Source organism: Vibrio tubiashii, from assembly GCF_028551255.1.
Classification (GTDB): Bacteria; Pseudomonadota; Gammaproteobacteria; order Enterobacterales; family Vibrionaceae; genus Vibrio; species Vibrio tubiashii_B.
In genome coordinates this window covers 1,555,533-1,582,052 of sequence record NZ_CP117029.1, presented here as the reverse complement: position 1 = coordinate 1,582,052, position 26,520 = coordinate 1,555,533, and the positions used below count along the sequence as shown (strand labels likewise).

The following is a 26,520-nucleotide window of genomic DNA, read 5'->3' as shown; positions in this document are numbered from 1 at the left end:
GGTCTACCTCCACCAAGGCAGCCCAAGTTTTCCTGCAAATTATCAGTAGCTTAAAAGAAGAGCAACCAATCATTGCAGTGAATTGCATACTATTTCTATTTTACATGCTTTGAATCAAAATTTGAGCGTAAGACAAGCGAAAACCGCCCAATATTGAGCGGTTTTGTTTAACGTCTGCGTCTGGTTTTTCGGCGCTTTCTCGTGGCGGAGGCTTTGACCACCCGTCCTCCTCTCAGCGTGTAACCTTTCTTAAGCTGGCCGTTTTGTTTACGGCCTTTGCACTTACAACATCGTTTAGCCATGAGAGTCCTCCAGTTTGCGTATTCGTTGTTCCTGGTCTTGCTGCACTTTCTTTATCCAGTTGATGTCGGTTTTGAGCGCCGCAATAGTGCCCGCGCTTGAAACCACGCCGGTGATTAATGAAATCAGCATTGCTTCAAGCAGTCCCATCATTGCCCCCTGAACTTGCCTGAGAAAAACTCCAGCAGATAGCGAACCATGGCCCGCATGCCTAGAGTATCGATGACGAGCGCCCCGACAACATACCAATACGGCTCTGGAATGTTCTGCAGCGCCTCAAAGCCTTGTTCGACATACGGCGCGTAATCAGGGATAAAGGAAAGAATCAGCGGGATAAACACCACAAGCAGGATAAATTCGTCTTTAAGACCGCGCTCTCTGATGCTGACTTCGTCGAGGCTACTGGCTTGCTCTTCGCCCTTTTGTAGTCTGCGCACCCTCGCCTGATGTTTCTCCTGATCGAGCTCGTCTTTACGTTTTAACGCTTCGGCTTTATTGCGGTTATACTGCCTATAGGTTTCAAGTCCGCCATTAAACAAACTGACAATCGCACCAATCATGGGTACACCTGTCGATCGAGTTCGATATGGGGACCATCTTTAAATGATGTCCAGTCGCCACCCCACACAATCGGCACGCCGAGTTCTCTGGCCGCTTGCTTAAACGCCCAACTCACTTGCTCGTAGTAACTGAAGCCCCATGTCACATTGCCATCTTCGTCATACACCACATAGTCAATCGCGTGACCGGTTTGGTGACGGCTGATACGTGAATAGCCATCAAGCTGACTCGCCTTGTCCTGAAAGAGTTGGAATTGCTCTTCGGCCGAGCGTTTGCCTGAGGTAATCCCAAAATCAAACGGACTGAGCTCAAGCGCACGCCGCACCACGTTTTTCAAATCGTGATGGACACCAATCAATTTGGTTTCGCTGCGCACCGACAAAGCAAAGCCGCTGACGGCTTTATCGACCTGTTTCTTATTCATCAGATACACTCCTAGGCTAACCGTTAATAAGAGGGGGAATGCCCACCGCATCGGGCACCTCCTGTTTGAAGATCAAACGCGTTTCAATCCGTGAAACCAGAGCGACGCTACTCACCACTTGCAGCTCATCGGCGCCTTTGGGCTTAATGAGGGTCATCGGATAGTGATGATCGACGCCGGCTGCGAAAGACAGATACAAATAACGACGCTCGACAATCTGGTCACCTTTCAGAAACGACAGCGTCAGACTGCACAACTGCGCAGGAATCGTTTGGCGATTGCTCAATGACGTGCGCTTAAACGACAAGTCGACCAATTCGACGTGTTCGGTAAAGTGAAATATCGCCGCCGTACCAACGGTGCCTTGTGATTCAGTGGCGATTTCAATGTCCGGTTTGGCTTTCGGTGGTGGGTTATACAGCATCAACATCAGCGCATCTCCCCGACTCGGACGGTTTCCCCGCCTTTGCCTTTAATGGTCACGGCCTGATTGGTGCTGAGTGGCAGATGGCCACCGGGGTTAATCACCATAAAGCCTTGCACCATCACTGGCTCGGTATTGTCATCTGGCACCTGTAGAAACAGCGCTTTGCGCCCTTCACTGCCGTCGATGGTCTGATTCGTGCCATCGAGCTCAAACACGCCCTCGTCTATCGCCGTGTAGGTGTATAAAGTCACGCTAGGCGTCACGCTCAGCGTCTCGTTATCAACGTGAACGTTAAGGAATTCGTTCTGAATTTGGGCTTTCACTGCCCGTTGTATCTCAACTACACTCACCGGTCTTTGTACTTCGTGCACGACCACGGCGTTCGATACATCGACTTTCTGTGCTTGGGTTAAAATCGGCACGTCACTGATTTGGTATTCAAACGTCGCCGCGTCTTCGTGATGGTTTTCGAGTGTCAGCTCATCAAACTTAGTCACATCAACCGTATCGCCGCGTTGAATTTCAGTCGGCCTTAACGCATCGCTGCGTATCATCAGTGTGTGGGTGGATTCACGCAGGATTAGAAACTTACCTGCCTGTCCGGCGTTAAAGCTTAAGGTTTGATGGGGGTCGAGGGTGTGGACTTGTCTCATGAGCGGCTCCCTTTAAACAGCACCGCAACGGTGATGATGGTGCCGGCAATGCCGACAATCAGTGAGATGTTTTTCAGTAAGTTGTTATCCGACTCAAGGCCACCGGTTTGCTCGCGCGATTTGGCGCTGCTGGCCATCGCGAGGGCTGCTTTGGTGGTTTCCGTTTGTTGGCCTGCCATCGACTTGATCGAGTCAATCGCGTACTGACTGACTTCTGAGGTTTCTTCAAGCGCGGAAGTACCGAAGTTAAACGCCTCATCAACGGTGTTATTGACCGTATCGAGTGACCCTGTCACGATAGTTTCATTTGAACGTAGGGTTTGCTGACCAAAGTCGAGCGCTTCTTCGGCAAGATTACCGGCAATGGCCATCGCACCGTGGTCGGTCATGGTCAGATTGATATCGGAATCATTGACCCCTGCGACCATAATGCCGTAGTTATCACGGCCTGCGGCTGCGCTACCACTGGTGTTAGTGGTCGTTGTGACCGTGCTTTGTCGACTTTGTGAAGAGCTTCTGCCACCCATATCTACAAACCTTATTCGTAAAACGCGCTCATCGTCTCGGCGTTCAATCTCCTGAACCGGTAACCCCAATTTGTGGCGAATAAACCGCTCGGCGCCAGCGCGAAAGAAGTGCGCTCGTATCGAGTCAAAACCGTGGGCTCTAGCATGATTGAGCGCGCCCAATGTGCCTGCGGCCATATCACCGACCAAAGCCACCACAACCAATTCTTGGCTACCGTCCTTAAGCTGTTCACCTCGCAGCAGCATCACGGTGTTATCAAGGCGAAACACTTGCTCGCTGCCTTGTTTCACCGCGCGTTCGGCGTCGAGATAGTAGTCTTTCAGTGCCGGTTTCAGTTGATCCTTAACCCGACTCCATTGCTCATGCTGGAGATTACTTCTTAAGCGCCACATACATGACGAGCAGCACCAACATCACGATGAGCCACCATTGTGAGCTGGTGCCACCGAGATTGATCCCGCCGCCGGTGAAACCCATGTTATTGGTGGTGTTGCCCGAGGTTCCCGACATGGCCGGCCCAGATGCACCGCCTTGTAAGCCTCCGCCACCGGTTAACGACGTTAATGATCCGAGCATCACAGGCCCCCTTTAAACAAGATGATGGCGGCGATCAGCGCGACCAACAGCAGGAGCTTATTCAGACCGTTGCTGGCACTCAGGCCTAACACACTGCCCGCGCCAAATCCGCCTAACACCCAAAATAGAATTGGCATTGGTCTCTCCTACTTCTTAAACGCCATCACCCCAAGCAGCACCACGGTGGTCAGTGCCAGACCGCCACCGATGTATAGCACCATCGGATCGATACCGGATTGGGCGCCCATCGGACGCGTAACCACATTACCGGCGTTATCCACTTGTGGATGATTCGGCTGCTGGGTTTTGTTTGGATTCGAGGTTTGATCATTGGTGTTGAACAGCCAGTCAGCGTGCTCGCCAACGGAATCCAAAGCCCCCGCGCCAAACTCCAGTAAATCATCAAAAAAGCTTTTCATCGGGCGCTCCTTAGGCTGCGCCACCTTGCAGCTTCTCCGGTCGCTCTAAACGCACCGATTCAACCAAGATGGGGATAGAACCTGGCACGTCTTCGGTGGTGACCGAGAACTTCAAATTTGAGCTGTGCTGTGTGGGAAACAGTTCATCAATCGAGAAACCACGCACAATCGGATCGAAGTGGAAATAGCCTGATTGCGGCGTGCGTTCGTTGCGCTTGGCATTGGCTTCAGCGATAAACTTATTCGCTTCAAACTCTTTGACGAAGTCGCGCTCAATCTCCAGCTTGGTGATCTTGTCGTGCATAAAGTGCATGCGACGAATACTGATGAGCGGACTGGCGATCAAGTTAGTGAACTCATTCACCCCAGCCGCGTTAGCGGGCATGGTTTCGCGTTTGACCAGAGGCACCACGACACGCATTGCTTGCGCGTTACTCACCCAAGCATGCACCTGAATGGTGAGTGGATCCGCGTCCGCGCGCTTGTTGCGGAACTGGATATCAAGGTGAATGTTATCGCCGAGCTCCGTGACTAAACCCGTGTAACGCACCCCGTTCTTGGTCCGAGCGACGACATCGCTGAACGGAATAATGTAGTGACCACTGGTGGGATCGCGGCGCTTATAGCGCTCAAGCATCAGCAGCTCTTCGCCGGTCAGCACGTAGATTTCCTCAGCGTTCAAAGTGATGGAAATTCGCGTCATGTCCTGCGCGTCAGCGTTGGTTTCGAGCACCAGTTCGTGATACGTCGGGCCATTGGGAATAGGCAGTGTACCTTTCTGTCCCCAAGCGGCGCCGACCATGGAGTTGAGTTTGATTGGTTTGACTGACATAGCGCCCCCTTAGAACCAACCGGACTTGCCAAGAAGCTTATCTAACCCGCCAACTTTGTTGTTGACGGCCAAGATGATCGCCCCTGTCGTCAAAGCTGATACGCCAGCAATGATGGCAACGTTACGAGCATTCAATCGCATAGTGACATCCTCATTGAAATGGATGCCCTGACCCTAGAATGCCTATAAGGGGTTGGATATAGAGTGAAACCTATTAGGCAGGCACTCTAACCTAATAGGTTAACCCTTACCGCGCGGGGTAGATTTTGCCCTGACTATGGTTGCCAATCCCGGGGCTTTTGAGGATGTAATCCGCGTACTTGCCTTTGCCTAAATGCTCGCGTTCATGACAACCTTTCAGCGCGAGGATCGACTCGTACGGCACATCGTAATAGTCGGCAATATAGCGCGCGTTACGCTTCGAACTGACCGCACCAATGTAGATATGTTTCGATTCATCAAGGACGGTTTTCGGCACTTCCTGACTGCGCTGAAAGGTGGCGTGCATCACCAGACCAAAGCCACGGCCACCGGTCCACAGTTCACCCGCCACGCCATCGAGTTTGGCGGTGTTGTTGGTGCATTTGGCCAGCTCTTCAATCACACAGTGCAGTTCGTGCGCGTGTTGGCCATCACCCAACGACCACACCATCTGAGCAAAGCGCTCAAGGTTGTCGCGACTGCGCTCCTGATTCACAAGCGCCAATCGAAACGGCTTACGCTGCTTTCGCTCATACCAGGCACGCTGATAGAACTCAGAGAATGACACACACGGCACGACTTTTAACCCTTCGAGCCGCTGCTCAGAGTGTTCGGCATACGGATCAAACATCACCACCTGAGCCGACTTGGGGATCAACTTGAGTTTACGAATCGCCGTGGTTTTACAGCTGCCCGTCGTGCCCATGTAACACACGTGCTGCGCATTAAGGGCGTTATTCTTGTTGATCGGACTGGGCAGCTTCATCCATCTCTCCTTGCGCTTGATTGGCTTCCTTCGCCGCTTTGGCCGCTAACAACGCTTTCTCTTGACGCAGTCGACGCACTTGAAGCGTACAACCGCCGACCAAGGTGCACGACGCCATGGCAAAGACCAGCTCTTTCTCATACTCGGCAAACCAGGCAAAACCGGCCGGTCCGTATTTCTGCAGCATCGGGGTCGCGGCATCGAGCCATTTATTACCGACGTTCTCATCGATTTCAAACGGCACATCAAACGCCGCACCGACGCTGAACTCGACAATGCCTAAGCCATAACCGAGCATTTGGCGCGAGGTTTCCGGATCAAAGCTGGCTTCTTCCTGCTCGTCGCTCTCCGCCTGTTCAACGACTTGTTCTTCTTGCTGCATCTCATCGATGGCCGCTTGCGCGGTGAGATCACGCTCATCCACCGGTGTGGTCACGTCCATTTCATTGGTTTCGCTCATCACGCGGCTCCTTCTTCGTCGTCAGCAACACAAACAGCAACGCGCAGCCGCCAACAAAGGCTAATGCGCCCGCGACGGTTCGTTTGGTTATCTTGGTCGGCTTCGGATCGGTTATCGGATTTTCCTCGCAAGCCCCGTCGTGATTGGTTTCGTGAGGTTTGCTCACGGTTACCGAGTGCGGTTTTTGCGAGATACTGTTTTTATAACCAGTATTAACCTCTTCACGGGTCGGTTTCATGTTTTGAGTTAACCAATCTTGAAACGGTTTGCCCGCGCTTTGGTTGGCTTTGCAGTTGGGGCAAATGGTGTAGAGCTGACCCAATCGGCGCTTGTTCTTCGGTGGATCGCCACCTTCTAAAACGCGGTGTTCCCCGACCGCATGCACGGTGCACACTTCGCCGCAACCTTGCGTCGGACAGGCAATGTAGCCTTTGATGGGATTCTTACTGGCCATGCTGCGCCTCCTCAAGCTCAATAAGCCGCTGATGGAAGTTCAGGGTAATGGCTTTCACAATGGAAACGGTGGTGTCGATGTGGCTTTTGGCCTGCTCGGCGGCCTGAATGGCGACCATCGGTTTTTTAAACGTGGGTACGCTCGACCAATCTGGCGCAGATTGAGCCAGCGCCTGCTCGATGTCATCGAGTTTGGCCATCAAGTCGGCAAACTCTTGTTGTCTGTTTGTCATACTGACCTCTGTCTCACGACGTTGGTGAATGGATGCCCCTGTCTCACGACGTTAGCTCTTTGATTATGACGATTAATAAGCCACTTTCAATAGTTAGTACCAATTAAATCCCACCTTCTTGCCAGACCGTCGCGCAGCGACACACACGGCGGTGGTGCATCGTCGTTCATTACGGCTTATCGCTGTGCTAACGCAGTCACCGCGTGGTCTAGGCGTCAGCTCGCTCGCGAGCAAGATACGCCGCTTCCTTAAAGTTATCCCCGCTTTTCAGGGGGTAACACTCATCATCACTAATATCTTTCTTTAGAAAGATCACTAGTCGTAGACTATGGATCAAACCGTTAAGATCCGGTCTCATGGAGCAGTTAATATGACAAACCACCGCTTAGTCACCGCGTTATCCACAGAAACGGTGGATGACTGTGATAAAACGGTCATAAAAGCCGTGATTAAACCGAATTAAGGTCGGTTTTTCAGGGGTTTAGCGTGTTACAGACGGATCGAGGCTAGGCTGGTGGATCAACGATTGTACGGGGATTGGTCGTGACGACGGGCGAACTTACGCAGCAAGGTGATAGGTGTCAGGAGGTAACGGACATGGACGCCGGTACGTGAAGCCATGCGTTTGATGGAGTCACTGGCAGCCGCCCTCGCCTTAAGCATGGCGTGAGTCAGACCCAGATCAGCAAAGTAGCGCTCTGTGATGCGTTTAATCGACGCTAAGCCGTACCACTCACCGTTTTCATTGTGTCTCGGTTGAGTGGACGTCAGCCAACCGCGCTGCTTGGCAAACGACACACACTGTTTGACCCGCCAAACGGGTAATCCCGTCCCTTCGGCCACATTGGCCCAGGTGCGCAGTAGGAAACCGCGTTGAGTAGCCACCCCAACCTTACGGGTTCGCAGCTCAAGCTCACTGATCAAATAGTCCATCACGGAAGCGATATCGCGCAGGAACTGACGCTGCGTGGCTTTGCCGGACGCCGACAACAAATATACATAACGGGAAGGATCTTGAAGCAATGATGACCAGCGTTCACGGTGTATTGCAACAAACGGACGGTCACGGCGAGTAAAGCGGCGCTCAGTCATAGCACACTCCGTGATAGCGAACCCGATTCTTCAGCGAATTGAATGTAGAGCATCATTTGGGTAGATGTGGCCAAGGACTGCCTGAATTCATAATGTGGTAAATGGCCCGTTCGTTCACTTCATCATCAAGTGAGTCTGCATAAAAGCCCCAGTAACGTTTAATACGCTCCGCTTTTCCATCCATGCCCGTGTCGAGACACTGGATAAAGGCAAACCCCTTGCCGTGCGTTCTCGCAAAATGAAGCTCGCATTTGGGGTGTGAACTGTCAAAAAGCAGGTTGTTTTCCGTCTGTACTTTCATGGCGTTGACTCCTTTCTAATTGGCCGCACATCTCACATGACGTTCCGTGATCTTTTTTGGCCTTGGATGACGTATACACTGACGTCGATAACGTTTAATCAGAAGATGAATGTTGATCCTTCGATTCTTGCGTACAGGCATGGCTTCCTTCCTGCAATTGATATAGCCTTCTCAATGTGGCAATCACGAGCCTAAGGCTCGATTCCAAATGACCACTTTTGGCACTGGATTCTGCTTCATCAAGCGCAATCTCGATTTCAGTTTTTCGCGCTACCATCACGCCTCCTCAATGCCGCCAAGCCTTGGATGTACATCACTTTACGAGAAGATTTTTGATACTGGCAAGCATGCCCCGTATAGCGTTTTGCCGTTTTTTGTACATACAATGAGCATCAGGAGGGACGTTCAATGGAACGCTTTACTTATGAGAATGCACTGCTCAATCGCGTAAAAGCCAAGTTTGGATTAGATTCTGAATATCAATTGGCGAAAAAGTTGGGAGTTGACCAGTCCACCGTCAGAAATTGGCGAAATGGTCGAAACTCAATAGATTGGGATCTTGCGTTTCGTATTGCTGATCTCCTTGGTGAATCCGATCAAAATGTGGTTTGGGGGATTATCACCAACAAAATCAAAAATAGGCGTGTAGTCAAGGTGTTAGAGGATTTCAGACCTTTAATATAAGCCTATTTTCCTTTCTAACCACATATACATAATGCGCACTTAGCATGTAGGTGCAATTTAGTAATGTCCGGTTTGAGCAATTTTAAAATGTCCTCTTATGCTTAATTAACACGCTGAGCTTTGAGGACCTCAACCGATGCTAATTCCTATGAGTGACCGAGACATTAATCGTTTTAAAGTGCTGCAAGATGTTCGCGAACGCCGCCTTCGTCAAATTGATGCAGCTGACATACTCAACATAAGCCCTCGACAAGTTCGACGTTTATTGAGTCAATTAAGTCAGTATGGGGCTTCCTCCTTAGCTCATGGGTCACGTGGCCGACCGAGCAACCGACGTTATCCTGATGCTTTTCGGGCTGAGGTTCTGAACATCATACACGCTCAATACGCTGACTTTTCGCCAACATTTGCTTGTGAGAAGCTGACAGAACGACACAACTTAGTCCTGTCTGTAGAGACTCTACGTCAGTGGATGATTGCCGATGGTCTCTGGGTGCCACATTCGCAACGCCAGCCTCGTGTTTACCAACCTCGTTATCGTCGTGATTGTTTAGGCGAGCTGGTTCAGATTGATGGCTCACACCACGATTGGTTTGAAGGACGCAGCCCTAAGTGCTGTCTCTTGGTCTACATCGATGATGCTACGGGCCGGTTGATGAACCTACGCTTCAGTGATACCGAATCAGCTTTTGATTACATGGTGGCCACACGAGAATACTTAGATCAGCATGGTAAGCCCGTGGCTTTTTACAGCGATAAACACTCGATATTTCGAGTCAATCAAGAGCATCTTAAGAAAGTAGGATTAACCCAATTTGGTCGTATCCTCGATGAGCTCGGGATTGAACTGATTTGCGCAAACAGCTCTCAAGCCAAGGGACGTGTTGAGCGCGCAAATAAGACGTTACAAGACCGATTAATCAAAGAGATGCGCCTACAAGGTATTAATACCATTGAAGAAGCGAACGGCATGGCTGCCCTACTTTATTGAGGATTTTAACCGCCGCTTTGCGAAGCCTGCCAATTACCCTAAAGACCTTCATCGTCCTATTCGAGAAAGCCAAGATGAGCTTGATGATATTTTTGCTTGGCAGACCACGCGTAAACTCTCGAAGTCATTGACATTCCAATATGATAAAGTGCTTTATCTGATTGAAGATACAGAAAAAAACAGCCGTCTTGTCAACAAAGTGGTTAAAATACTCGACTATCCTGATGGTCGAATAGCCGTCCAATATGGCGAGAGAAAGCTAATTTTTAGAACTTTCGATAAGCTAGCTAAAGTGGACCAAACTCAAGTCGTCGACAACAAAAGACTGGGTAAAGTCCTTCAATTTGCTCAAGAGAAGCAGGAAGAATTTGATAAAGCCCAACTTAGGGAAAGAAGTCAAAACGCGCCTAAACGAACGGCTCAGAAGCGCGCTATGGCTCAGTTAAGGGCTCTAAATCCTGTTTTAGCTGAACCGGATAGCTTCATAGCTAGCCATGAGCGTGAGAAGTACCTAACACCGAAGAATTAAAAACACATTGGAACCATAAGCCGCTATTAGAGCATGCGGCTTTCCCGCCAAACCAAGCGCATCGAGCACCAAAGACTCGGTGCGCTTTTTTATCTCCTCCATTAATATTTTAACTGTGCAAATAACTACTGCCCTTTTCGGCAGTTGCGACATTAACAAAACTCTTTAATGTAGATGCTGTTAGCAAGTTTTCTAGATTGTTGTTATAGAACTGAGGGCGCTAGCCCTCCAAACAGTTAAGAGGTTTAATTAGCATGAAGACGTTAAGCGCTGACAGCGTCAATAACACTTGAAAGCTGGCTTCATAACGTTACTTTGTAAAAACGCCGCCTAGTTGAGACATTTTTTATGAAAGATATGAACCTTAGGTAGGCTATGATGAATCCCAATCACGAATACGTAAATTTTGGAAATTTTTGAGTATCAGTAAAATGAAAGTTAACCATGCAAAAAGGCCCCAGCTGCAACTGAGGCCTTTTCGCAACAAACCAACCTAAGGAGGGTATATGTTATTAGAAGCAATAATTGCGGTCCTACACCTAATCATTGCATTAGTACAACTACTTGAAATCATAACGAGGTAAGTAATCATACGGCCGCTGACTCACACCAGAGCAGTGGCCTTCTTCGGTTAATTATCATGTGATATATAATAACTAACTGGGTATATCATATTCGCTGATTTCAACATTTGAAAGATATAGTAGTAAAAATTCCATTTTCCTCACCTACTCATCGTCATCCAAACCCAACACTTTCCTCCTAGGAACCTCCGCAATGGCCTAGCAGGATGAGGGATGATTTCTTTTCTGGCTGCGGTGGAATACTAACCTTGCAGAACTCTCTACCTAATTCAGTGGACCAACAGGACATTTCTACTTTGCTAGAAAAAGGACATTTTAAAATGGGATTGACATAGAGTGTAAACCCAATGCAAACCCAAAGCGATAATGTCCTAATATTTCTAAGTGAATATGTACTATGTTTGCTTGGAGGTTTTAGGATGTTAATTTACCCCAACTACTTACCACTTCTTAATCGGCCACTGCTAGAAAAGTTCTTGCTGGATTATGGGTTTACTTAGTAAGTGTTTGTCGACGTCTTCTGTGCCACCGATCAAAAATGGACTGTTCGGGTCGTGTTTTAATCGGTTCTTCTGTACAGACGTTTCACTGTATGTTGCGTAGCAGTATTTGCAGCCGTGTAAGCATGTGTTGTAACTACCAATATCGATGCTTTTAACGCAGCCGCACTCGGTTCTTTGGTTTGGATCTTTTCGATGAGCTGTATCGATACCAAATACGTGCTTGATCAACTCATCATCAATGCACTTACCAGGTTGAATACCGATATCCGTGAGATCTATGCCTTCAGCACAGGTTTCAATGGCTAGATTGTATTGCTGACAAACCTCTACCATAAACATGCACAGGTCGTTCAATTCACCTTGATTTGCGGTTAAATCGCGATAATTTAAACTGGGTATCGACTTCAATCCGCGTTCGGTCTTCGTATACAAATCAACGAAACTTATCACCACTTTACGTGTTTTTCCCGCTAACAGGCTCGCTATTTTGTGGAATTTTCTTTTGTGCTCACTAAGTGGTGTCAAATTGGAAACAAGTATGGGATCGTAACGCCAGATTATTTTCGATGGCCCGATAATGTCGCTTAAACGCACAAACGTTTCTATCGATTGATAAGTGCTAGGTAAATGCCTTTCAAGCGCTTTGGGATAACCTGTGATGGTATATTGAAAGTAGTAATTAAACTCAGAAAGTTTCGGCAGGTGTTTAATGAGTGGTTCTGCATTTCTCGTCCAAAATACTATTGCGTCTATATCTTGAGGTTCAAGAGAAACACGCTTTACCTGACTTGCGTTAAAGGGGTTTCGAGTCAGCAGAACCCCCTCACGAATGCGATTCATGAACCAGCGATGATAAAAAGCAGGAATGTCCGTCCTTCTACTAGCACTTATAATCATTGCAGATGACCACCTAAACTTTGCCTAGCCCCTTCCTAAAAGATAAGTACTGAGCGGCTATTTTTCGCACCTAAAGAAAATAAAGTTCGGATTGCGCTTAAGGTGTTGGTAGGCTTCTTCAGAGATCGCTTTCGCACGCTCATCAACTTCGCCCTCTGAGATCCTTGAAATAACTAAGCCAGAAGAAGTGACAGCATCACTTATTTCAGTCAAAGAGCGACGATAAAAACTCACTTCTACAGGATCTCCAACAGTGTTCCAATCTTCAGTCACTCGCTCACGTTCAAAGTAATTGCCGCTTGTTGTGCATTCAAAATCCGCAAATGGATGGTGAGTCGAGAATACTATGTAACCGCCGGGCTTAAGAACGCGATAAACGTCGTTAAATACCACGTTCAAATCTTCGATGTAATGCAGCACTAAAGGACAAACGATGATATCTGCACTGTTGCTCGCTTCGTTGGGTAGTCCTTTTGATAGGTCTTGCACATAGGCTTCTAGGCGATCACTGTATTCAGACTTAACAAGGTCGATCATTTCAGCAGAAAGATCCACACATGTTAGGTTTGAGACTCCTTGCTCTAGGAACCACTGGGCATAAATTCCAGAACCACATCCCATATCCACCACAGCTTTGCCTTTCACATCCCCTAGCAATGCAAGTGTGGATGGCCTTTCAAGAAGTGCATTGTAGATATTATCCTTAACCACTTCGCTGTATTTAAGAGCGTGCTTGGTATACATCTCAGACATGATTTACTCCGACATAGCAAGTTAACAACGAGGTTTATAGACACCAAAGCAGGAATCAATAACACCTTTGCATGAAACTCAAATTGTCTCAGAATGCACAAGCCTTCGATACAGCTGAGAAACAGTTTTAGATGATTTTATGAGTAATTAGAAAGTTATCCCACTGACAAAGCGTCCCATAATATAAACGCGCTATACCAGTGTAATTTCCACTCTTTCTTTGCCCTTTCCTACATTCTTGCGTTTGAGGCGTATACGCCCTACTTCAGAGGTTCGTTTCAAATGTGTACCCCCGCATGGCACTTTTGCAAAACCTTCAACTTGCCAATAACGCCTCTCGCTTTCAACATCCTCAAAATCACTGACTATCGGCAGTCCAGAATCGATTAAAGCTTGGGATTTCAAAAGCACATCAGGCAACAATGTATTTAGGCTTTCGTGCCATAGAAAATCAATACGACTCTTACTCTGACCAATATGAGCACCGATTTTGGTTATGCTTGGGTAAGATTGCGTGAACACCTCAAGTACCACTTCCGCAGCAAAGTGCAGCTTCATTAGCGCGTATCGTCTTGGCCAATCAATCTGACTATTGACCAGATCGCCGGAATCAAACTTGGAAGCGGAAGCTAGCGTATAGACAATATCTTTGCCGTGCTTTTCGGCTTTAATCACCTCAATACCATCTATGGTTGCAAAATCACTTTCTTGGCCACCTGATTCAGCATAAATTATAGTGTCGGCAAGCTGTACTTGATTGGCTTCGACCGAACTCACCCGAGAAGTAAGCTCAGTTAAATAAGGATCCTGCCAAAAAACTTTGTTTGTCATCTGTACTCGCTCTTTAGCGCTGTTTCATAAACGCAACCGTTAAACCAGAAGCAATAAATGTCATCCCTGCTCCAATATTCAAGCCAGAGACCGTTCGAGGCTTATTACGAAGCCAATTCGCTAGCTGAGAAGAGAAAACACCCATCAAGCTAAAGCCTAGCGCCGTAAGGAGCGCAAACCAAGTGCCGTAACCTACCATTTGAACGGTAACTGAGCCTAAGGTTGGATTAACAAATTGAGGGACGAAGGCCAGTACAAACAGACCCGGCTTTGGGTTCAGTGCAGCCGACAAAAAACCAGTAAGAAATATCTTTGAAAGCGGCAGTTTCTTTGCGGGCTCAAGAGAGAACAGACTACGAGAGCGCAACACTTTGATTCCGAGCCAAATCAGATAACCCGCTCCCACTATTTTGACGGCGTAAAAAGCGAGTTCAGATGTTTGTATGAGCAGTGTCAAACCGAAGGTGGCGGCTAGAACATGAAATAAGATACCAGCTCCCGATGACATACCAGATACAATGGCTGCCCAGCGACCTTGACTTAAACCTCGACCGATAGCCAGTAGATTATCAGGGCCTGGAGAAATGACTAATAATGCGCAGGCTAACGTATACGTGACAAACACTTCAGCGGGAAACATGGACACTCCTTTGTCGAACATTTTTCAAGCAAAAACTTATCCTTACATGAATCGTTATTTCTCGCAAACCCGCCCAATAAGAGACACTGTCACTTGTTGAAAAAATACTGTTCTAAAGGATGTACTCCTGATTTCTATCCTTTTCTGAGTTAAATATGTATATGGTATAAAAACACAGCCAGTTATAGTGCATTAAATGATGCTAATACTATTTTGATAACCCAACTCGCCCGGGATTCAAGTCTCTGATAGTTTGCAAGGCATCTGGCGGCATTTGAACGTTCGCAAACCAAAAAGGTTTATGTTTTTCGATAAAGGCGTTGCTTCGATCTAAAGTGTCGAACATCGCATAGGCCTGAGCTTGAGCCAACGCAACCCCTGCGTCACTTCTCTCTATAACAGGCACGTTGTTAATATCTTCCTCAAGTGCATTTCGAATAGGTATAGTAAAGGGGGTCCACTCAATTGCCTCTAACACTTTGCGTGTAAGAGTGGCCTCTAGATTATGAATGATGTGAGGCAAGACACTTAAATCTGGGCGCACCTCGCCACATGCGTAATACTCTTCACGCAAGTTGTTTTCACGATACCATTGCATTTTTGCTACTTGCGCATCTTCGAACAGTAAACTGAAATGGTTAACTATAGCGAAGTGGCTCATGGTTCTTAACACGCCAAGTAGAATCCCCTGCTGCGGACATTTCAATCCAGATTGTTCCAGTCTAATTCGAGTCACGTTTGCGGTTAAGACCATATGCTGCCACAGCTTGGGAGCAATATTTTTGGTCACTGGGTCATGCCACTTGAGAATCGGTTTAACCATTAAGATGGGCAGTAATAGCCCGCAGTTGTCTATTCCTATCGATCCTATCGCAATTTTGGGGTCTTGAATGCTGCGCGGAGAACGACCTATTCGTTTGCAGAATTTGGGGTTATTCACCAGATCAACGACATTCGATTTCAATTGGTTGTCGTTGGTGGTCAGCACTGCAAGCTTACTAAAAGTTAAGGATGGCGAGTACGCAACAGTAGAGAAATAGGAGAAATCTGGAAATCGCCCAAACAGCTGAAGGACAGACATCGCTTCGAGCTTTTCACAAATATATCGTTGCGCGTGCTCTGCAATATCAGACACCACAGAAACTAGGATCTTTTGTCGATCTTCTGCTGCTTGCCGACGCTCTTGCACCTTCTCTTTTTCGCATTCAAGCAGCAAACGCTGATTATGGGTGATACGCTCTTCTTCTTTTAAGATAACGCTATCACAGAACTCGGTTTGGCGACTCAAAGTACTATCAACATCCGATTGATCGAGAATGTACTTTAAGCTCACTAACCACTTAGCATGACGCTCTCGTGTCATGTGGGTAATCTTTTGAGCTAAAGCGTTCGCTTCCTCATTATATTTCTTGTTAGTGATCAGTGAGCTTTGCATGCTTTAGTCGCTTAAAGTCATCCATTAATTACAAGCTAGTTTTCGATGTGTAATCGGATGTATTTCTCTGGAACAACATAGGTAAAGCGCTGACCTATACGCAGCGATTTTTTACTCGATTTACACAGTTGATAGTCGCCCGTTGACGAGACTCTTTTAACTATAGCCACTGAATCTTGATGGGTCATCTCGATAAACAGATCGCAATAGCCATGCAGATCTTTGTTACTGATTTGCTTTTGAATTATGACTTTAAGTTTTTGAGCCAAGGGGTTTGACTCGGCATCGTCAGCGACTGCTGGCAAACTCAATAGAAACAAAAGAAAAATCTTGAAAGATTTCATAGGTTACCTCCGAGCTCAAAGTAGCAAATCGCGTCTTACTTTGAACTTGGAGATAGCTGATTTTGGGGAGAGATGATGGACGGTAGCAACTGACAAGTGTATCAGCCAGTATGTTTCTTCCCTTTACTGCGAAAACCTTGATGCGGGAAAACATTGCGGATTCGTTGTTGCACTTTCTTTGGCACCTGTTTCGACATAACGATCTTAGTGCCAGTGCGCTGTTGATATACCTTTATCTCGCCACTAAAAGGCGTGCGTTCTGCAATCTCTACCACATTATGCTTAAAGCTCGGTGGAAAATGCCCTTTTTCGCGAGTAATTTTACCGTCAGAAAACGTCACTTTTAGGACCGGCCTATCAACCGCCACTAACCAAAAAATCACGATAGACGCGATAAGAATAACATACAGCATAAACTCTCCTTGTTAGTCGAGTAACTTAGTTAAATCTTCCTTTAAACTGCTTACGGCTTTACTTGCTTTTTCACTACGAGACGCTTCAGACAGCAAGTATTCAATAGCATCTGACAAGGTACAGCCAAGCTCATTCGCACGGTGGGATAACTTTTCCCATACGCGATAGTCGAGATCTATCGACTTTTTCTTGGTATGAATTTGCTCAGCGTTAAAATGACGTTTACGTTTAGCACGAATGGCTTGCTTAAGCTTGTTATCAAGCTCTGGCGACATGTGACTCTCAATCCACTCAAGAACCTTCGTTGGCTCGTGTTCTAACTGGCGAAGCTCGTTGACTGCTGCATCCGCCTCACTCGTATCAATATGACAAGTGATCGCTTCACCCGCCTTCCATTTATTGATCAAGTAATTCCACTTCCAACCACACTCTAAGTTTTCAAGCTGTTGATATTTCATTGCAAAGCCATTCCGTTAACGTTCTAGGTGACAGCGTAACCCTAAGTGATAAAAGTTACAATCCCCATTGTAATCGAAAAGCGATCAAGATCATCAGATAAAATTATCTATATCTCCCGATGGGGTTTTTCTATATAATTTTCATCCATTTTAAGTACATGAACTGATTTAATGAACCAAGAAAGCTGGCACGCTGTCACACCACAATATTCACAATTTGACGCACAGATCCAACGATTCGACGAACTGGATAACGTTGATTTCTTCGATATTCAACCACGACTTAAGCAATCATTGGAAACGTTAAGTGCGATCAAGGGCTTTAGCCGCTTACTTATCATTAATTCCACAGACAACTCGTTCTACCGCGATCTTATTAAAGATGGACTGAAAAAGTTTATTGATCAAAAGCCTGTCGCTACCACTGAGTCTTTGAACATTGCGACGCTATTGGGCTCATACACTTGCGATGACAAGGGTGACATTGTCACTTCTAGTCATGGTCTACTTGATCAAGCAGACGGTGGCTATCTGGTGATTCCCGCAACATTGTTGCTCGCTAACCCAGCAAGTTGGCAAACTCTAAAGTCCGTTCTATTAGGTCAAGCCGTTAGCCCGGTTAACGCCAATCCACACAAGATCGCCACCTGTCCACCAGCTAAAACTTATGACATCAAAATCGTCTTGGTTGGTGATCGTCACCAAATTGCTGACTTTGAGTACTTAGAACCAGAGCTTTATACCGGACTCGCTATGTTTACTGAGATTGAAGATGAGTTCGCGGTAAGCAGTCAGACTATCGAACAGTATTTAGGGTTTCTTGCGTGGCTGATTAAGAAATATGAGCTACCTACTCTTTCGTTCGGCGCTATACACCGTTTAATGAATGCGGGAGCACGCTACACTGAAGATCAAAACTACATGCCGATTGAGGTTCTTTGGTACCTTTCTCTGTTTCAAGAAGCGTTACTCACATCGAATAACAAGGTACTTTCCGAGCAAGATCTTGAACAAGCTTTAGATGCCAAATACCATCGCGAAGCCTACCTTCCAGAGCGTGCACTGTCCGACATTACTGACGGCCAAGTCATCATCGAAACGCAAGGCGAATGCATTGGTCAAGTAAACGGCCTTACTGTTATTGATGTCCCAGGCCACCCGATGTCTTATGGTGAGCCTGCTCGAATCTCATGTGTTATCCACTTTGGTGATGGCGACATATCTGACGTTGAGCGCAAAGCAGAGCTAGGCGGTAATCTGCATGCTAAAGGCATGATGATCATGCAAGCATTTGTCAGCAGTGCATTGCAACTTGATGAGCCTCTACCGTACTCGGCTTCCGTCGTATTTGAACAATCTTATAGTGAAGTCGATGGTGATAGCGCGACTCTGGCAGAACTTTGCTCCTTCGTATCTGCACTCTCTGAATACCCTATCAATCAGCAAATTGCTGTGACGGGTGCAGTTGACCAGTTTGGTCGCGTGCAAGCCGTTGGCGGTTTAAATGAAAAGATTGAAGGTTTTTACCACGTCTGTAAGCATCAAGGTTTAACTGGCGAGCAAGGTGTTGTTTTACCTAAATCAAACCTCAAACATTTGTCGCTTAACAAAGGTGTGGTTGAAAGCATAAAGAAAGACGAATTCCATATCTGGTCTGTATCGACTGTGGACGAGGCAATTCCTATCATTATGGGTAAGCCTTTCCGCGGTGAAGACGAAGAAAGCGTTATTAGTAAAATAGCGCAACGTATTGAAAACTTTGAAAGACACGAGCACCCGCAAGGAATTGTGGAGCGCATCAAAAACTGGTTCGTTTGAACAAAATTTCGCTCATAAATCGACTGATCGGAGTTGTTTAGCGTACACGTGTTCACTAACATGCTGCTATCAAAAATCGGAGTAATTGATAATGCAAAACAAACGTGATTCTTATAACCGTGAAGATCTTTTAGCGTCTAGCCAAGGCGAATTGTTTGGTCCTGGTTACCCTCAACTACCTGCGCCAAATATGCTGATGATGGATCGCGTCACTAAGATGTCTGAGACTGAAGGTGATTTCGGTAAGGGTCTGATTCTAGCTGAGCTAGATATTACTCCAGATCTATGGTTCTTTGATTGCCACTTCCCTGGCGACCCAGTAATGCCTGGCTGTCTTGGCCTTGACGCAATGTGGCAGCTAGTGGGCTTCTTCCTTGGCTGGGTTGGCGGCAAAGGTAAAGGTCGTGCTCTAGGTGTTGGTGAAGTGAAGTTCACAGGTCAAATTCTACCTACAGCGAAAAAAGTGACTTACGAAATTCACATGAAGCGCGTAGTTAACCGCAAGCTAGTGATGGGACTTGCTGACGGTCGTGTTCTTGTTGACGGTAAAGAAATTTACGTAGCGAAAGATCTTAAAGTTGGTCTTTTCCAAGACACATCTGCTTTCTAAGCATACTGTACTTTCCGAAAGCGACTCACTTGAGTCGCTTTTTTGCAACCAATATATTTAGTTATAGTGCATTAAATAACAACTTAAAAGCCCCTTTCGGGGCTAAGTTCCTTTGTTGTATGTGGAATGAGTGTTATTTGTAGAGACCAGAGTGCTTATCTTCTCTGGCATCGCGCCAACCACCAAGCCAATAAGATCGAGCATCCATCTGCTGGTATGGACATGCCTCCATAGAGCGACCGTTAAGGCCTGCTTTATATCCTTGAGATTGAGCTCGCTCTAAGCGGTCACGCTTTTGTCTCTTCATAGTGTCGTCCTCATACATAAAATGTTTCTTAACGTACTACTTTCTTAACCTGCCAACAGCGATCTTTGTAAGATCCTGATAACCGATTAATGTGAAGCTTTTATGGCTTCCCAATTAAGATTCGATCAAAAGAACGGTGAATTCAAGCTAAAAAAAAGGCACAGATTCAAAACTGTGAACCTGTGCCCTTGTTTACAATTTAACCTATTTTCTACGGAACCCTAGCAGACCTAATACAGTCAATACCAAGATTCCTAAACTACCACCCTGACGCTCAACCGTTGTTTGAGTCACTGGACGTGGCGTAATATCGTTAGCCGTTCTGCCTGAAATAGGAACTAGCTTAACACCTGCCAAAGATGCACCTGCTGTACACTTAGCGTCGATAGCCGTACTATCAAAGCCACCAGCACAGTAGTAAGCGGTTGCAGCAATCACACCTGCATCATTAATATCCGCTGCCTGAATAATACGGAACTGGTTATTATCAGTGCTCGCCGAACCGTTAGTGAGGTCATCAAGGTAACGAGCTTGACCTCCAATTGGTGCTGCTGACCCCGGAACTGTTCCTGGCGCAGTACCTAGATTAGTAATAAAAGCTCTTTGAGCACGGGGCTTACCATTGGCTTCAGCGTGCGTTTCAAAATCAATTGTGCCGACAACATCGTTATGGTTGTTGATGTTCCCTGCTAAACCGTTTGCACCCTCAAAGAAAATACCACCCGTGAAAGCATTATAACTAGGAGCGTCTAGGTTAGTAACATAAAACAGTGAATTTGCGTAGGCACCTGATTGTCTTTCGTTGAGTTTTGCCGTGCCAATGGCAATCTTGTTGTTATTAACCGCTTGTAAGGTTTGGTTCGCATATTTTTCCGAGTCAAATGGAAAACCCGAGACTAAGTTACTGCCACCAGAACCGAAACCCTCCCAGGTACTGCCGCTATCCTTAGATTTAAATACCGCAGCTTTGAGCCTTACATCACCATCAGAGGTATAACCAACGGCATAGAGAATCGAGTTATCATTGGAATCTACAATAATATCACGGGCACTGCCTTGAGACTTAGAGTCACCATTTTCTTTACGATCACTATTAGGCCAAGGAAGCTCTATCACACTCGATACAGGGTCACCTGTCCAAATGGCAGGTTTAGAAGTAAATATACGACGATTCCCCGTCTCTACATTATTGCGCGTAACACTACCCACAGTAAAAACTATGGAACCTGTATTTGTAGTCAGTTCTTTTCTCGTCCAATAAAATGATGAATTTATTTCTGTTGTATCAAAAGTATCTACAGACGTATCAACTAAACCGTTAAAGCTACGATAACTAGATATGTTTGTGTTTTGAGAACTACCAATAGACTTTAACTTATTAGAGTCATTCAAGTCTTTATATATACCATTAACAACAGTGTTTACATCAGCTTTAACAACGCTTCCGTTCAGGTAAGCGATCGAACCAGCAAAGTTCTTATCTATCCATTCATTCTTGTAGCCACTGTTGTATTGAGCGTTAGCCCAATTTTCACATAGCGTATCAGCGTATCCTAAATAACTTCGGCAGTAGTTACGAAACCCTTCCCAGTTATCATCAAGGTAGTTCCAACCAAATGGTAAGAAGAAAGGAGCTTCATCACGGTAGTTAAACCCCTCACGGTAGCGCTTTACTTCCGTCGCCATTATAGATGTAGTCTTGTCACATGCTTCATCCCAACATGTATTTGCACCACTCTTGACCGTTTCTGGAGAAATCGCTACACCGTACGTAAGGAGATTGGTACTTGTACCTTCTGGGGCTTCCAAATACACATCATACAGAGCCGCGTTAGCTGCGAATGAAGCAGCGATCGTTGCCGCCACTGCTGAAATTTTAAAAATCTTGCTAGTCATTAGTTGTTAACTTTCCTGTTGCATTGCTTCGAGCTCTTCCCAGCGTTCGAAGGCAATTTCAAGCTCCTGCTCTGTAGCAGTTAGCTTATCTAATACGGGTTGCGTTTGCTCGACGGGTTTTGAAAAGAAATCAGCGCTGTTGACTTGCTCTTGTAAGCTTTCAATGTCTGCTTCTAACTCTTCAAGTTTGGCTGGCAATGCTTCTAACTCTCGCTGCAGTTTATAAGATAACTTCTTAGGCTTGTTCTTTACTGCCGCGGTTTTGGGAGTTTCCTCAACCTGTTTAATGCTTTTTGTTGGTTTTTCAGGCGCACGTGCCTTCAGCGACTGAATGCGCTGCTGCTGCGCATCATGATATCCGCCAACAAATTCTTCAATAACGCCTTCACCTTCAAAGATCCAACTTGTCGTTACCGTGTTATCAACAAATTGACGATCGTGGCTGACAAGTAAAAGCGTACCCTGATAATTGGCAAGCAAATCTTCTAAAAGTTCCAAAGTTTCGATATCTAAATCGTTGGTTGGCTCATCGAGCACTAACAAGTTGTTTGGTCTTAGGAAGATTCGTGCAAGCAATAGACGGTTCTTCTCGCCACCAGAGAGTGCTTTAACCGGAGTACGAGCGCGTTTAGGGGCAAATAGGAAATCTTGCAGATAGCTCAACGCATGGCGCTGACGACCACCAACCATGACTTCTTGTTTACCATCAGCTAGGTTATCAATCACCGACTTTTCAGGATCTAGCACTTCGCGGTACTGGTCAAAATAAGCCACTTCGAGCTTAGTACCGCAGTGAAGCTTACCAGACTGAGGCTGAAGCTCATCTAGCAACAGTTTAAGTAATGTACTCTTACCACAACCGTTCGGGCCAATCAGTGCAATGCGGTCACCGCGCATGATGTTGAAAGAGAAATCCTTAACTATAGACTTGCCATCAATGTCATAGTTGATGTTTTTCGCTTCGAACACGATCTTGCCTGAGCGCGACGCATCATCAATCTGGATATTCGCTTTGCCCTGCACTTCACGTCGGTCACTTCGCTCTTCTCGTAGCTTCTTAAGCGCACGTACGCGCCCTTCGTTACGTGTACGGCGAGCCTTGATACCTTGACGAATCCAAACTTCTTCTTGAGCAAGCTTTTTATCGAATTCTGCATTCTGCATCTCTTCGACTCTGAGCATCTCTTCTTTATCGACTAAGTAGTTGTCATAGTTACCCGGGAAAGAAGCCAGTTTGCCGCGATCAAGGTCGACAATACGTGTCGCCATAGATTTAATGAACGCACGGTCGTGCGAGATAAAGATAATCGAGCCACGGAAGTCTTTAAGAAAGTTCTCTAACCATTCAATCGTTGTAACATCAAGGTGGTTAGTTGGCTCATCAAGTAATAATACGTCGGGATCGCGAACCAATGCTCTGGCAAGCGCTGCTTTACGTTGCCAACCACCAGAAAGGTCAGTCAGTTTGGTGTGGCCATCGAGCTTAAGCGCAGCGAGCACGTTCTTAATACGGTCTTCAAAGCGCCATGCTCCCGAGTGTTCAAGGTTCTCTTGGATACGTGCAAGCTTATTGATGTTCTGCTCTGATGGGTCAACCGCAATCAGATCGAGCTGATCTTGATAGATCTTAATCTGCTCACCAATTTCTGCTAGTCCACCAGCAACATAATCAAAGACTGTGCCTTCTTGGTTTCGTGGTGGATCTTGCTCTAAGCGTGAAACGACAACATCTTGGGTAACTGTTAGCTTTCCATCATCAAGTACTACCTCACCGGCAAGTACTTTCATCAACGTGGATTTACCCGCACCGTTTCTACCAACCAAACAGACGCGTTCATTCTCTTGCAATGCGAAGTCTGCATTGTCTAGAAGAGGATGATCACCATAAGCCAGTAATCCATTATTTATTGTTAGTAATGCCATTTTCGTCTAACCAAAGCTGTAATTGTTGTAAATCAAACGGCCAATTAAGCTCGTTACCTTGATAATTCAGCACCGGAATGGTGACGCCGTAACGAGAAAACAGTTCATCGTCGAAAGCAATATCGACAATCTCGACCTGATGAGAAATATTAAACTGTTTTGTAAGGTCAAATGCCATCTCACATAGGTGGCACCCTTCTGTACTATATAAAGTGATCACGTGTGACCTACTATTCCTTGTGAGTCAAAACCCAGCAGTTATGAATGTGTTTATTGCGAGAAAAATCCATTGGTAAAGTTTGGTGTGAAATATTCTTCGCAGTTAAACCAAGTTCATCCAAACCTTCCATATCCATCTTAAAGTGACGCTTATTGTTTGAAAACACGATCGTGCCGCCATTACGAAGCAAACGCTTAAGGTTCTTCATTAACTGAATATGGTCACGCTGTACGTCAAAGCTTTGTTCCATGCGCTTCGAGTTGGAGAACGTTGGCGGATCGATAAAGATTAGATCAAATTGTGCCGTTGAGCGCTCAAGCCACTGCAGGCAATCTGCTTGCTCGAATCTATGCTGACGGCCAACTTGACCATTCAGCTTCATGTTTTCTTTTGCCCACTCTAGATAGGTGTTCGACATATCAACCGTTGTTGTTGATTTAGCGCCACCACAAGCGGCATGCACTGTGCCAGATCCGGTGTAAGCAAACAGATTCAAGAAGTCTTTACCTTGAGCCAATTCACCGAGTTTGCGACGAGTAATCTTATGATCTAAGAACAAGCCTGTATCTAGATAGTCATGCAGGTTTACTTTAAGCCGCACACCATACTCATGTACATTGAGTGTTTCAGACTCTTGAGACAGCTTTTGGTACTGTGAACGCCCTTTCTGCTTCTCACGGACTTTAAGTACAACTTTATTCGCTTCTGTGCCCGTTACTTGAATAGCCGCGCGAATGATATCCGTGAGACGACGCTTCGCCTTTTCTTCAGGGATATTCTTTGGTGCCGCGTATTCTTGAATCACAAGGTGATCGAGGTAAACATCGATCGCGACATTGTATTCCGGTAAATCTGCGTCATAAATTCGGTAGCAATCGAGCTTCTCTTTACGCGCCCATTTACCAATTTTGGCAATGTTCTTCTTCAAGCGGTTAGAAAAATCAGGGGCAATTAGTGATTCAGTGACATTGTCACCTTTATTTTCAACCAGACGGTCACTAATTGAGTAGTTCTTCTGGTGACACGGTAACGCACCGTTATTCAGTTTGAACTGCTTGTCTGCACGCATGCGCAAACAGCTTAGAAGCTCATCAGAGCTAGAGAAAATAGACGCTTGGCAGCCACCGAACTCAGATTTCAGCTGAGCACCAAATGCCGTGTACAAAGCAATCAAACCAGGATGAGTACCTAAACGCTCACCGTATGGTGGGTTTGAAACAATAACGCCAGCTTCAAACTCTTGAGGACGCTTAACTTGCGCGGCATCACCAAGGTTAAATTCAATCAGAGAGTCAACACCTGCACGGCGCGCGTTGTCTTTTGCGGTTTTAAGCACTCGCGCGTCGTTATCAAAGCCGAAAAACTTAGTGTCAACTTTTTTGACGCCCCTTCTCGCCTGTACTGCCGCTTCCGATTTAATCTCAGCCCAAAGCTCAGGTTCAAAGTCTTCTAGAGACTCAAAGCCCCATTTCTCACGGTTCACGCCAGGAGCCATGTTCGCCGCCATCATAGCCGCTTCAATCAAGAGCGTACCTGAGCCACACATAGGGTCTAATAGCGGCTTATCAGCACTCCAGCCACTACGTAGGATAATAGCAGCTGCTAAAGTTTCGCGAAGCGGCGCACGACCAGATTCAGGGCGATAGCCACGTTGATGAAGGCCGCCACCCACCATATCCACACCAAGAATCGCTTTATCACGATGCAAACGAACATGGATGCGAAGATCGGCACGATCTTTACTGATCGACGGTCTTGGCAGGTTCTTTTTCTCGAAACTATCCACTACGGCATCTTTCACTTTCATTGCGCCGTACTGGCTATTGCGGATTTCACGGTTAGTACCATTGAAATCAACAACAAACATCTTCGAACTATGGAATTGATTGACCCAGTTCACTGAAGACGTTGCTAGGTAGAGATCCATATCATCGTTACAAGTGAACTCAGATAGCACACGAACGAAACGCGACGCTAAGCGACTCCATAAGCAACAACGATAAATTTGCTCATTTGATGCTTTAAAGCGTACCCCTGCTTGAACAGGTTTGGCATTAGTGATCCCTAGCTTAGTTAACTCTTCAACCAACAAGTTTTCCAAACCGTTGGACGTAACCGCAAGATATTGATGCATAGTGGTGTTTTAATTCTGTAGAAAATGACGCCGCATTATACCTGACTCCAATAGTTATCGTTAGCTCAATCAGTTAAATCCCCCATTTTGTCGTTCAATTGAATGAAATATCGACACTTTCATACTTCGTTGTTCTATTTCAAATCCTGCAAAACATCAAAACGTATTTCTACTAAGCAATCGGCTCTAAAAGCGAAGTGAATACTAATTCACATGGATTTTGGCCTATACCAGAAGTGAATTTTCATGTAATTAAATTACAGAAAAGCCACAAAAGAGGAATAAACCCTGCTTTTATAGATTCAGCGGCTATGAAAACATGG

Annotated in this window: 34 protein-coding genes and 1 pseudogene; 4 read left to right on the top strand and 31 right to left on the bottom strand. The window is 46.2% G+C overall.

The features are described 5' to 3' along the window. Positions 1-294: 294 nt before the first annotated feature. The 18 genes from LYZ37_RS07155 to LYZ37_RS07070 all read right to left on the bottom strand — a co-directional run bounded on the left by LYZ37_RS07155 (position 295) and on the right by LYZ37_RS07070 (position 8,503). Positions 295-450, bottom strand: coding sequence for a hypothetical protein (locus tag LYZ37_RS07155; protein ID WP_004742751.1), 156 nt, complete (start codon positions 448-450; stop codon positions 295-297). Next, entirely contained in the window at positions 450-860 is a 411-nt protein-coding gene (locus LYZ37_RS07150) for a hypothetical protein (RefSeq protein WP_272787063.1), read from the bottom strand. The genes LYZ37_RS07155 and LYZ37_RS07150 overlap by 1 nt, the downstream gene beginning before the upstream one ends. Continuing rightward, on the bottom strand, positions 857-1,285 hold the full coding sequence (locus LYZ37_RS07145; RefSeq protein ID WP_272787062.1) for a M15 family metallopeptidase: 429 nt from the start codon (positions 1,283-1,285) through the stop codon (positions 857-859). Before LYZ37_RS07145 ends, LYZ37_RS07150 begins: the two co-directional genes overlap by 4 nt. 16 nt (positions 1,286-1,301) lie before the next feature. Next, entirely contained in the window at positions 1,302-1,715 is a 414-nt protein-coding gene (locus LYZ37_RS07140; RefSeq protein ID WP_272787061.1) for a hypothetical protein, read from the bottom strand. After that, positions 1,715-2,365: a hypothetical protein gene (locus tag LYZ37_RS07135; RefSeq protein WP_272787060.1), complete on the bottom strand. Its 651-nt coding sequence runs from the start codon at positions 2,363-2,365 to the stop codon at positions 1,715-1,717. The genes LYZ37_RS07140 and LYZ37_RS07135 overlap by 1 nt, the downstream gene beginning before the upstream one ends. Beyond that, complete coding sequence (locus LYZ37_RS07130) at positions 2,362-3,285, bottom strand: hypothetical protein (RefSeq protein WP_272787059.1); 924 nt, start codon at positions 3,283-3,285, stop codon at positions 2,362-2,364. The genes LYZ37_RS07135 and LYZ37_RS07130 overlap by 4 nt, the downstream gene beginning before the upstream one ends. Next, positions 3,266-3,469 carry a hypothetical protein gene (locus LYZ37_RS07125; RefSeq protein WP_195876938.1) on the bottom strand — a complete coding sequence of 68 codons (204 nt, stop codon included), beginning with the start codon at positions 3,467-3,469 and terminating at the stop codon, positions 3,266-3,268. Before LYZ37_RS07125 ends, LYZ37_RS07130 begins: the two co-directional genes overlap by 20 nt. After that, positions 3,469-3,606, bottom strand: a complete 138-nt coding sequence (locus LYZ37_RS07120) for a hypothetical protein (RefSeq protein WP_272787058.1) — start codon at positions 3,604-3,606, stop codon at positions 3,469-3,471. Before LYZ37_RS07120 ends, LYZ37_RS07125 begins: the two co-directional genes overlap by 1 nt. 9 nt (positions 3,607-3,615) lie before the next feature. Then, positions 3,616-3,888, bottom strand: coding sequence for a hypothetical protein (locus LYZ37_RS07115; RefSeq protein WP_171802551.1), 273 nt, complete (start codon positions 3,886-3,888; stop codon positions 3,616-3,618). Positions 3,889-3,898: 10 nt separating this feature from the next. Next, the gene (locus LYZ37_RS07110) at positions 3,899-4,720 is read right to left on the bottom strand and encodes a major capsid protein P2 (RefSeq protein WP_195876971.1); all 822 of its coding nucleotides are present in this window, start codon (positions 4,718-4,720) and stop codon (positions 3,899-3,901) included. Positions 4,721-4,729: 9 nt separating this feature from the next. After that, the gene (locus LYZ37_RS07105) at positions 4,730-4,861 is read right to left on the bottom strand and encodes a hypothetical protein (protein WP_257214423.1); all 132 of its coding nucleotides are present in this window, start codon (positions 4,859-4,861) and stop codon (positions 4,730-4,732) included. A 106-nt stretch (positions 4,862-4,967) separates the two neighbouring features. Next, positions 4,968-5,687, bottom strand: a complete 720-nt coding sequence (locus LYZ37_RS07100; RefSeq protein ID WP_272787057.1) for a hypothetical protein — start codon at positions 5,685-5,687, stop codon at positions 4,968-4,970. Beyond that, positions 5,656-6,147, bottom strand: coding sequence for a hypothetical protein (locus LYZ37_RS07095; protein ID WP_272787056.1), 492 nt, complete (start codon positions 6,145-6,147; stop codon positions 5,656-5,658). The genes LYZ37_RS07100 and LYZ37_RS07095 overlap by 32 nt, the downstream gene beginning before the upstream one ends. After that, positions 6,131-6,601 carry a hypothetical protein gene (locus tag LYZ37_RS07090; protein WP_272787055.1) on the bottom strand — a complete coding sequence of 157 codons (471 nt, stop codon included), beginning with the start codon at positions 6,599-6,601 and terminating at the stop codon, positions 6,131-6,133. Before LYZ37_RS07090 ends, LYZ37_RS07095 begins: the two co-directional genes overlap by 17 nt. Further along, entirely contained in the window at positions 6,591-6,833 is a 243-nt protein-coding gene (locus tag LYZ37_RS07085) for a hypothetical protein (protein ID WP_272787054.1), read from the bottom strand. Before LYZ37_RS07085 ends, LYZ37_RS07090 begins: the two co-directional genes overlap by 11 nt. A 519-nt stretch (positions 6,834-7,352) precedes the next feature. Then, entirely contained in the window at positions 7,353-7,925 is a 573-nt protein-coding gene (locus LYZ37_RS07080) for a hypothetical protein (RefSeq protein ID WP_171801555.1), read from the bottom strand. A 52-nt stretch (positions 7,926-7,977) separates the two neighbouring features. Further along, the gene (locus LYZ37_RS07075) at positions 7,978-8,226 is read right to left on the bottom strand and encodes a hypothetical protein (RefSeq protein WP_171801554.1); all 249 of its coding nucleotides are present in this window, start codon (positions 8,224-8,226) and stop codon (positions 7,978-7,980) included. A gap of 94 nt (positions 8,227-8,320) precedes the next feature. Continuing rightward, the gene (locus LYZ37_RS07070; RefSeq protein WP_171801553.1) at positions 8,321-8,503 is read right to left on the bottom strand and encodes a hypothetical protein; all 183 of its coding nucleotides are present in this window, start codon (positions 8,501-8,503) and stop codon (positions 8,321-8,323) included. 131 nt (positions 8,504-8,634) lie between these two features. On the opposite strand from LYZ37_RS07070, the gene LYZ37_RS07065 reads away from it, so the two are divergent. Together LYZ37_RS07065 and LYZ37_RS07060 are read left to right on the top strand one after the other, a co-directional pair. Beyond that, positions 8,635-8,910, top strand: a complete 276-nt coding sequence (locus LYZ37_RS07065) for a helix-turn-helix transcriptional regulator (RefSeq protein WP_171325466.1) — start codon at positions 8,635-8,637, stop codon at positions 8,908-8,910. 148 nt (positions 8,911-9,058) lie between these two features. Next, positions 9,059-10,430 (top strand): annotated as a pseudogene (locus LYZ37_RS07060) (ISNCY family transposase). Between the two features lie 1,048 nt (positions 10,431-11,478). Here LYZ37_RS07060 and LYZ37_RS07055 read toward each other — a convergent pair. The 8 genes from LYZ37_RS07055 to matP all read right to left on the bottom strand — a co-directional run bounded on the left by LYZ37_RS07055 (position 11,479) and on the right by matP (position 17,289). After that, a complete protein-coding gene (locus LYZ37_RS07055; protein WP_272787053.1) occupies positions 11,479-12,414 on the bottom strand; it encodes a DUF1848 domain-containing protein in 936 nt (311 codons plus the stop codon). A gap of 57 nt (positions 12,415-12,471) precedes the next feature. Then, positions 12,472-13,167, bottom strand: a complete 696-nt coding sequence (locus LYZ37_RS07050) for a class I SAM-dependent DNA methyltransferase (protein WP_272787052.1) — start codon at positions 13,165-13,167, stop codon at positions 12,472-12,474. A 192-nt stretch (positions 13,168-13,359) separates the two neighbouring features. Further along, positions 13,360-13,998 (bottom strand): alanyl-tRNA editing protein, encoded by a 639-nt coding sequence (locus LYZ37_RS07045; RefSeq protein WP_272787051.1) that lies wholly within the window; start codon positions 13,996-13,998, stop codon positions 13,360-13,362. A 13-nt stretch (positions 13,999-14,011) separates the two neighbouring features. Beyond that, positions 14,012-14,638 (bottom strand): LysE family translocator, encoded by a 627-nt coding sequence (locus LYZ37_RS07040; protein WP_272787050.1) that lies wholly within the window; start codon positions 14,636-14,638, stop codon positions 14,012-14,014. Between the two features lie 208 nt (positions 14,639-14,846). Beyond that, on the bottom strand, positions 14,847-16,073 hold the full coding sequence (locus tag LYZ37_RS07035; RefSeq protein WP_272787049.1) for an HDOD domain-containing protein: 1,227 nt from the start codon (positions 16,071-16,073) through the stop codon (positions 14,847-14,849). Positions 16,074-16,108: 35 nt separating this feature from the next. Further along, positions 16,109-16,417: a hypothetical protein gene (locus LYZ37_RS07030; RefSeq protein ID WP_272787048.1), complete on the bottom strand. Its 309-nt coding sequence runs from the start codon at positions 16,415-16,417 to the stop codon at positions 16,109-16,111. A 101-nt stretch (positions 16,418-16,518) separates the two neighbouring features. Beyond that, the gene (locus LYZ37_RS07025; protein ID WP_272787047.1) at positions 16,519-16,830 is read right to left on the bottom strand and encodes a DUF3634 family protein; all 312 of its coding nucleotides are present in this window, start codon (positions 16,828-16,830) and stop codon (positions 16,519-16,521) included. A 12-nt stretch (positions 16,831-16,842) separates the two neighbouring features. Further along, the gene (matP, locus tag LYZ37_RS07020; protein ID WP_171325527.1) at positions 16,843-17,289 is read right to left on the bottom strand and encodes a macrodomain Ter protein MatP; all 447 of its coding nucleotides are present in this window, start codon (positions 17,287-17,289) and stop codon (positions 16,843-16,845) included. 171 nt (positions 17,290-17,460) lie between these two features. Here matP and LYZ37_RS07015 point away from each other — a divergent pair, with 171 nt between their 5' ends. Beyond that, entirely contained in the window at positions 17,461-19,107 is a 1,647-nt protein-coding gene (locus LYZ37_RS07015) for a Lon protease family protein (protein ID WP_272787046.1), read from the top strand. Positions 19,108-19,198: 91 nt separating this feature from the next. Next, entirely contained in the window at positions 19,199-19,717 is a 519-nt protein-coding gene (gene fabA, locus LYZ37_RS07010; protein ID WP_004743352.1) for a bifunctional 3-hydroxydecanoyl-ACP dehydratase/trans-2-decenoyl-ACP isomerase, read from the top strand. A gap of 133 nt (positions 19,718-19,850) precedes the next feature. On the opposite strand, the gene rmf is transcribed toward fabA, so the two are convergent. The 5 genes from rmf to rlmKL all read right to left on the bottom strand — a co-directional run bounded on the left by rmf (position 19,851) and on the right by rlmKL (position 26,197). Then, positions 19,851-20,024, bottom strand: a complete 174-nt coding sequence (rmf, locus tag LYZ37_RS07005; protein ID WP_004414030.1) for a ribosome modulation factor — start codon at positions 20,022-20,024, stop codon at positions 19,851-19,853. 204 nt (positions 20,025-20,228) lie between these two features. Then, positions 20,229-21,920 (bottom strand): DUF3466 family protein, encoded by a 1,692-nt coding sequence (locus LYZ37_RS07000; protein ID WP_272787045.1) that lies wholly within the window; start codon positions 21,918-21,920, stop codon positions 20,229-20,231. 6 nt (positions 21,921-21,926) lie between these two features. Next, a complete protein-coding gene (locus LYZ37_RS06995; protein WP_272787044.1) occupies positions 21,927-23,843 on the bottom strand; it encodes an ABC transporter ATP-binding protein in 1,917 nt (638 codons plus the stop codon). Further along, entirely contained in the window at positions 23,821-24,063 is a 243-nt protein-coding gene (locus LYZ37_RS06990; RefSeq protein WP_272787043.1) for a glutaredoxin family protein, read from the bottom strand. Before LYZ37_RS06990 ends, LYZ37_RS06995 begins: the two co-directional genes overlap by 23 nt. Positions 24,064-24,073: 10 nt before the next feature. Next, a complete protein-coding gene (gene rlmKL / locus LYZ37_RS06985) occupies positions 24,074-26,197 on the bottom strand; it encodes a bifunctional 23S rRNA (guanine(2069)-N(7))-methyltransferase RlmK/23S rRNA (guanine(2445)-N(2))-methyltransferase RlmL (RefSeq protein ID WP_272787042.1) in 2,124 nt (707 codons plus the stop codon). Positions 26,198-26,520 lie beyond the last annotated feature (323 nt).

Excerpts from the sequence above, each read along its gene's own strand:
- LYZ37_RS07085 (WP_272787054.1), bottom strand. The coding sequence starts at position 6,833 with ATGACAAACAGACAACAAGAGTTTGCCGACTTGATGGCCAAACTCGAT.
- LYZ37_RS07140 (WP_272787061.1), bottom strand. The coding sequence starts at position 1,715 with ATGTTGATGCTGTATAACCCACCACCGAAAGCCAAACCGGACATTGAA.
- LYZ37_RS07080 (WP_171801555.1), bottom strand. The coding sequence starts at position 7,925 with ATGACTGAGCGCCGCTTTACTCGCCGTGACCGTCCGTTTGTTGCAATA.
- LYZ37_RS07050 (WP_272787052.1), bottom strand. The coding sequence starts at position 13,167 with ATGTCTGAGATGTATACCAAGCACGCTCTTAAATACAGCGAAGTGGTT.
- LYZ37_RS07125 (WP_195876938.1), bottom strand. The coding sequence starts at position 3,469 with ATGCTCGGATCATTAACGTCGTTAACCGGTGGCGGAGGCTTACAAGGC.
- LYZ37_RS07070 (WP_171801553.1), bottom strand. The coding sequence starts at position 8,503 with ATGGTAGCGCGAAAAACTGAAATCGAGATTGCGCTTGATGAAGCAGAA.
- LYZ37_RS07100 (WP_272787057.1), bottom strand. The coding sequence starts at position 5,687 with ATGAAGCTGCCCAGTCCGATCAACAAGAATAACGCCCTTAATGCGCAG.
- rlmKL (WP_272787042.1), bottom strand. The coding sequence starts at position 26,197 with ATGCATCAATATCTTGCGGTTACGTCCAACGGTTTGGAAAACTTGTTG.
- LYZ37_RS07145 (WP_272787062.1), bottom strand. The coding sequence starts at position 1,285 with ATGAATAAGAAACAGGTCGATAAAGCCGTCAGCGGCTTTGCTTTGTCG.
- LYZ37_RS07065 (WP_171325466.1), top strand. The coding sequence starts at position 8,635 with ATGGAACGCTTTACTTATGAGAATGCACTGCTCAATCGCGTAAAAGCC.
- LYZ37_RS07150 (WP_272787063.1), bottom strand. The coding sequence starts at position 860 with ATGATTGGTGCGATTGTCAGTTTGTTTAATGGCGGACTTGAAACCTAT.
- LYZ37_RS07075 (WP_171801554.1), bottom strand. The coding sequence starts at position 8,226 with ATGAAAGTACAGACGGAAAACAACCTGCTTTTTGACAGTTCACACCCC.
- LYZ37_RS07015 (WP_272787046.1), top strand. The coding sequence starts at position 17,461 with ATGAACCAAGAAAGCTGGCACGCTGTCACACCACAATATTCACAATTT.
- LYZ37_RS07105 (WP_257214423.1), bottom strand. The coding sequence starts at position 4,861 with ATGCGATTGAATGCTCGTAACGTTGCCATCATTGCTGGCGTATCAGCT.
- LYZ37_RS07110 (WP_195876971.1), bottom strand. The coding sequence starts at position 4,720 with ATGTCAGTCAAACCAATCAAACTCAACTCCATGGTCGGCGCCGCTTGG.
- LYZ37_RS07055 (WP_272787053.1), bottom strand. The coding sequence starts at position 12,414 with ATGATTATAAGTGCTAGTAGAAGGACGGACATTCCTGCTTTTTATCAT.
- LYZ37_RS07030 (WP_272787048.1), bottom strand. The coding sequence starts at position 16,417 with ATGAAATCTTTCAAGATTTTTCTTTTGTTTCTATTGAGTTTGCCAGCA.
- LYZ37_RS07045 (WP_272787051.1), bottom strand. The coding sequence starts at position 13,998 with ATGACAAACAAAGTTTTTTGGCAGGATCCTTATTTAACTGAGCTTACT.
- LYZ37_RS07135 (WP_272787060.1), bottom strand. The coding sequence starts at position 2,365 with ATGAGACAAGTCCACACCCTCGACCCCCATCAAACCTTAAGCTTTAAC.
- LYZ37_RS07130 (WP_272787059.1), bottom strand. The coding sequence starts at position 3,285 with ATGTGGCGCTTAAGAAGTAATCTCCAGCATGAGCAATGGAGTCGGGTT.
- LYZ37_RS07000 (WP_272787045.1), bottom strand. The coding sequence starts at position 21,920 with ATGACTAGCAAGATTTTTAAAATTTCAGCAGTGGCGGCAACGATCGCT.
- LYZ37_RS07095 (WP_272787056.1), bottom strand. The coding sequence starts at position 6,147 with ATGAGCGAAACCAATGAAATGGACGTGACCACACCGGTGGATGAGCGT.
- LYZ37_RS07090 (WP_272787055.1), bottom strand. The coding sequence starts at position 6,601 with ATGGCCAGTAAGAATCCCATCAAAGGCTACATTGCCTGTCCGACGCAA.
- LYZ37_RS07115 (WP_171802551.1), bottom strand. The coding sequence starts at position 3,888 with ATGAAAAGCTTTTTTGATGATTTACTGGAGTTTGGCGCGGGGGCTTTG.
- LYZ37_RS06995 (WP_272787044.1), bottom strand. The coding sequence starts at position 23,843 with ATGGCATTACTAACAATAAATAATGGATTACTGGCTTATGGTGATCAT.
- matP (WP_171325527.1), bottom strand. The coding sequence starts at position 17,289 with ATGAAATATCAACAGCTTGAAAACTTAGAGTGTGGTTGGAAGTGGAAT.
- fabA (WP_004743352.1), top strand. The coding sequence starts at position 19,199 with ATGCAAAACAAACGTGATTCTTATAACCGTGAAGATCTTTTAGCGTCT.
- LYZ37_RS07040 (WP_272787050.1), bottom strand. The coding sequence starts at position 14,638 with ATGTTTCCCGCTGAAGTGTTTGTCACGTATACGTTAGCCTGCGCATTA.
- LYZ37_RS07155 (WP_004742751.1), bottom strand. The coding sequence starts at position 450 with ATGGGACTGCTTGAAGCAATGCTGATTTCATTAATCACCGGCGTGGTT.
- LYZ37_RS07120 (WP_272787058.1), bottom strand. The coding sequence starts at position 3,606 with ATGCCAATTCTATTTTGGGTGTTAGGCGGATTTGGCGCGGGCAGTGTG.
- LYZ37_RS07025 (WP_272787047.1), bottom strand. The coding sequence starts at position 16,830 with ATGCTGTATGTTATTCTTATCGCGTCTATCGTGATTTTTTGGTTAGTG.
- LYZ37_RS07035 (WP_272787049.1), bottom strand. The coding sequence starts at position 16,073 with ATGCAAAGCTCACTGATCACTAACAAGAAATATAATGAGGAAGCGAAC.
- rmf (WP_004414030.1), bottom strand. The coding sequence starts at position 20,024 with ATGAAGAGACAAAAGCGTGACCGCTTAGAGCGAGCTCAATCTCAAGGA.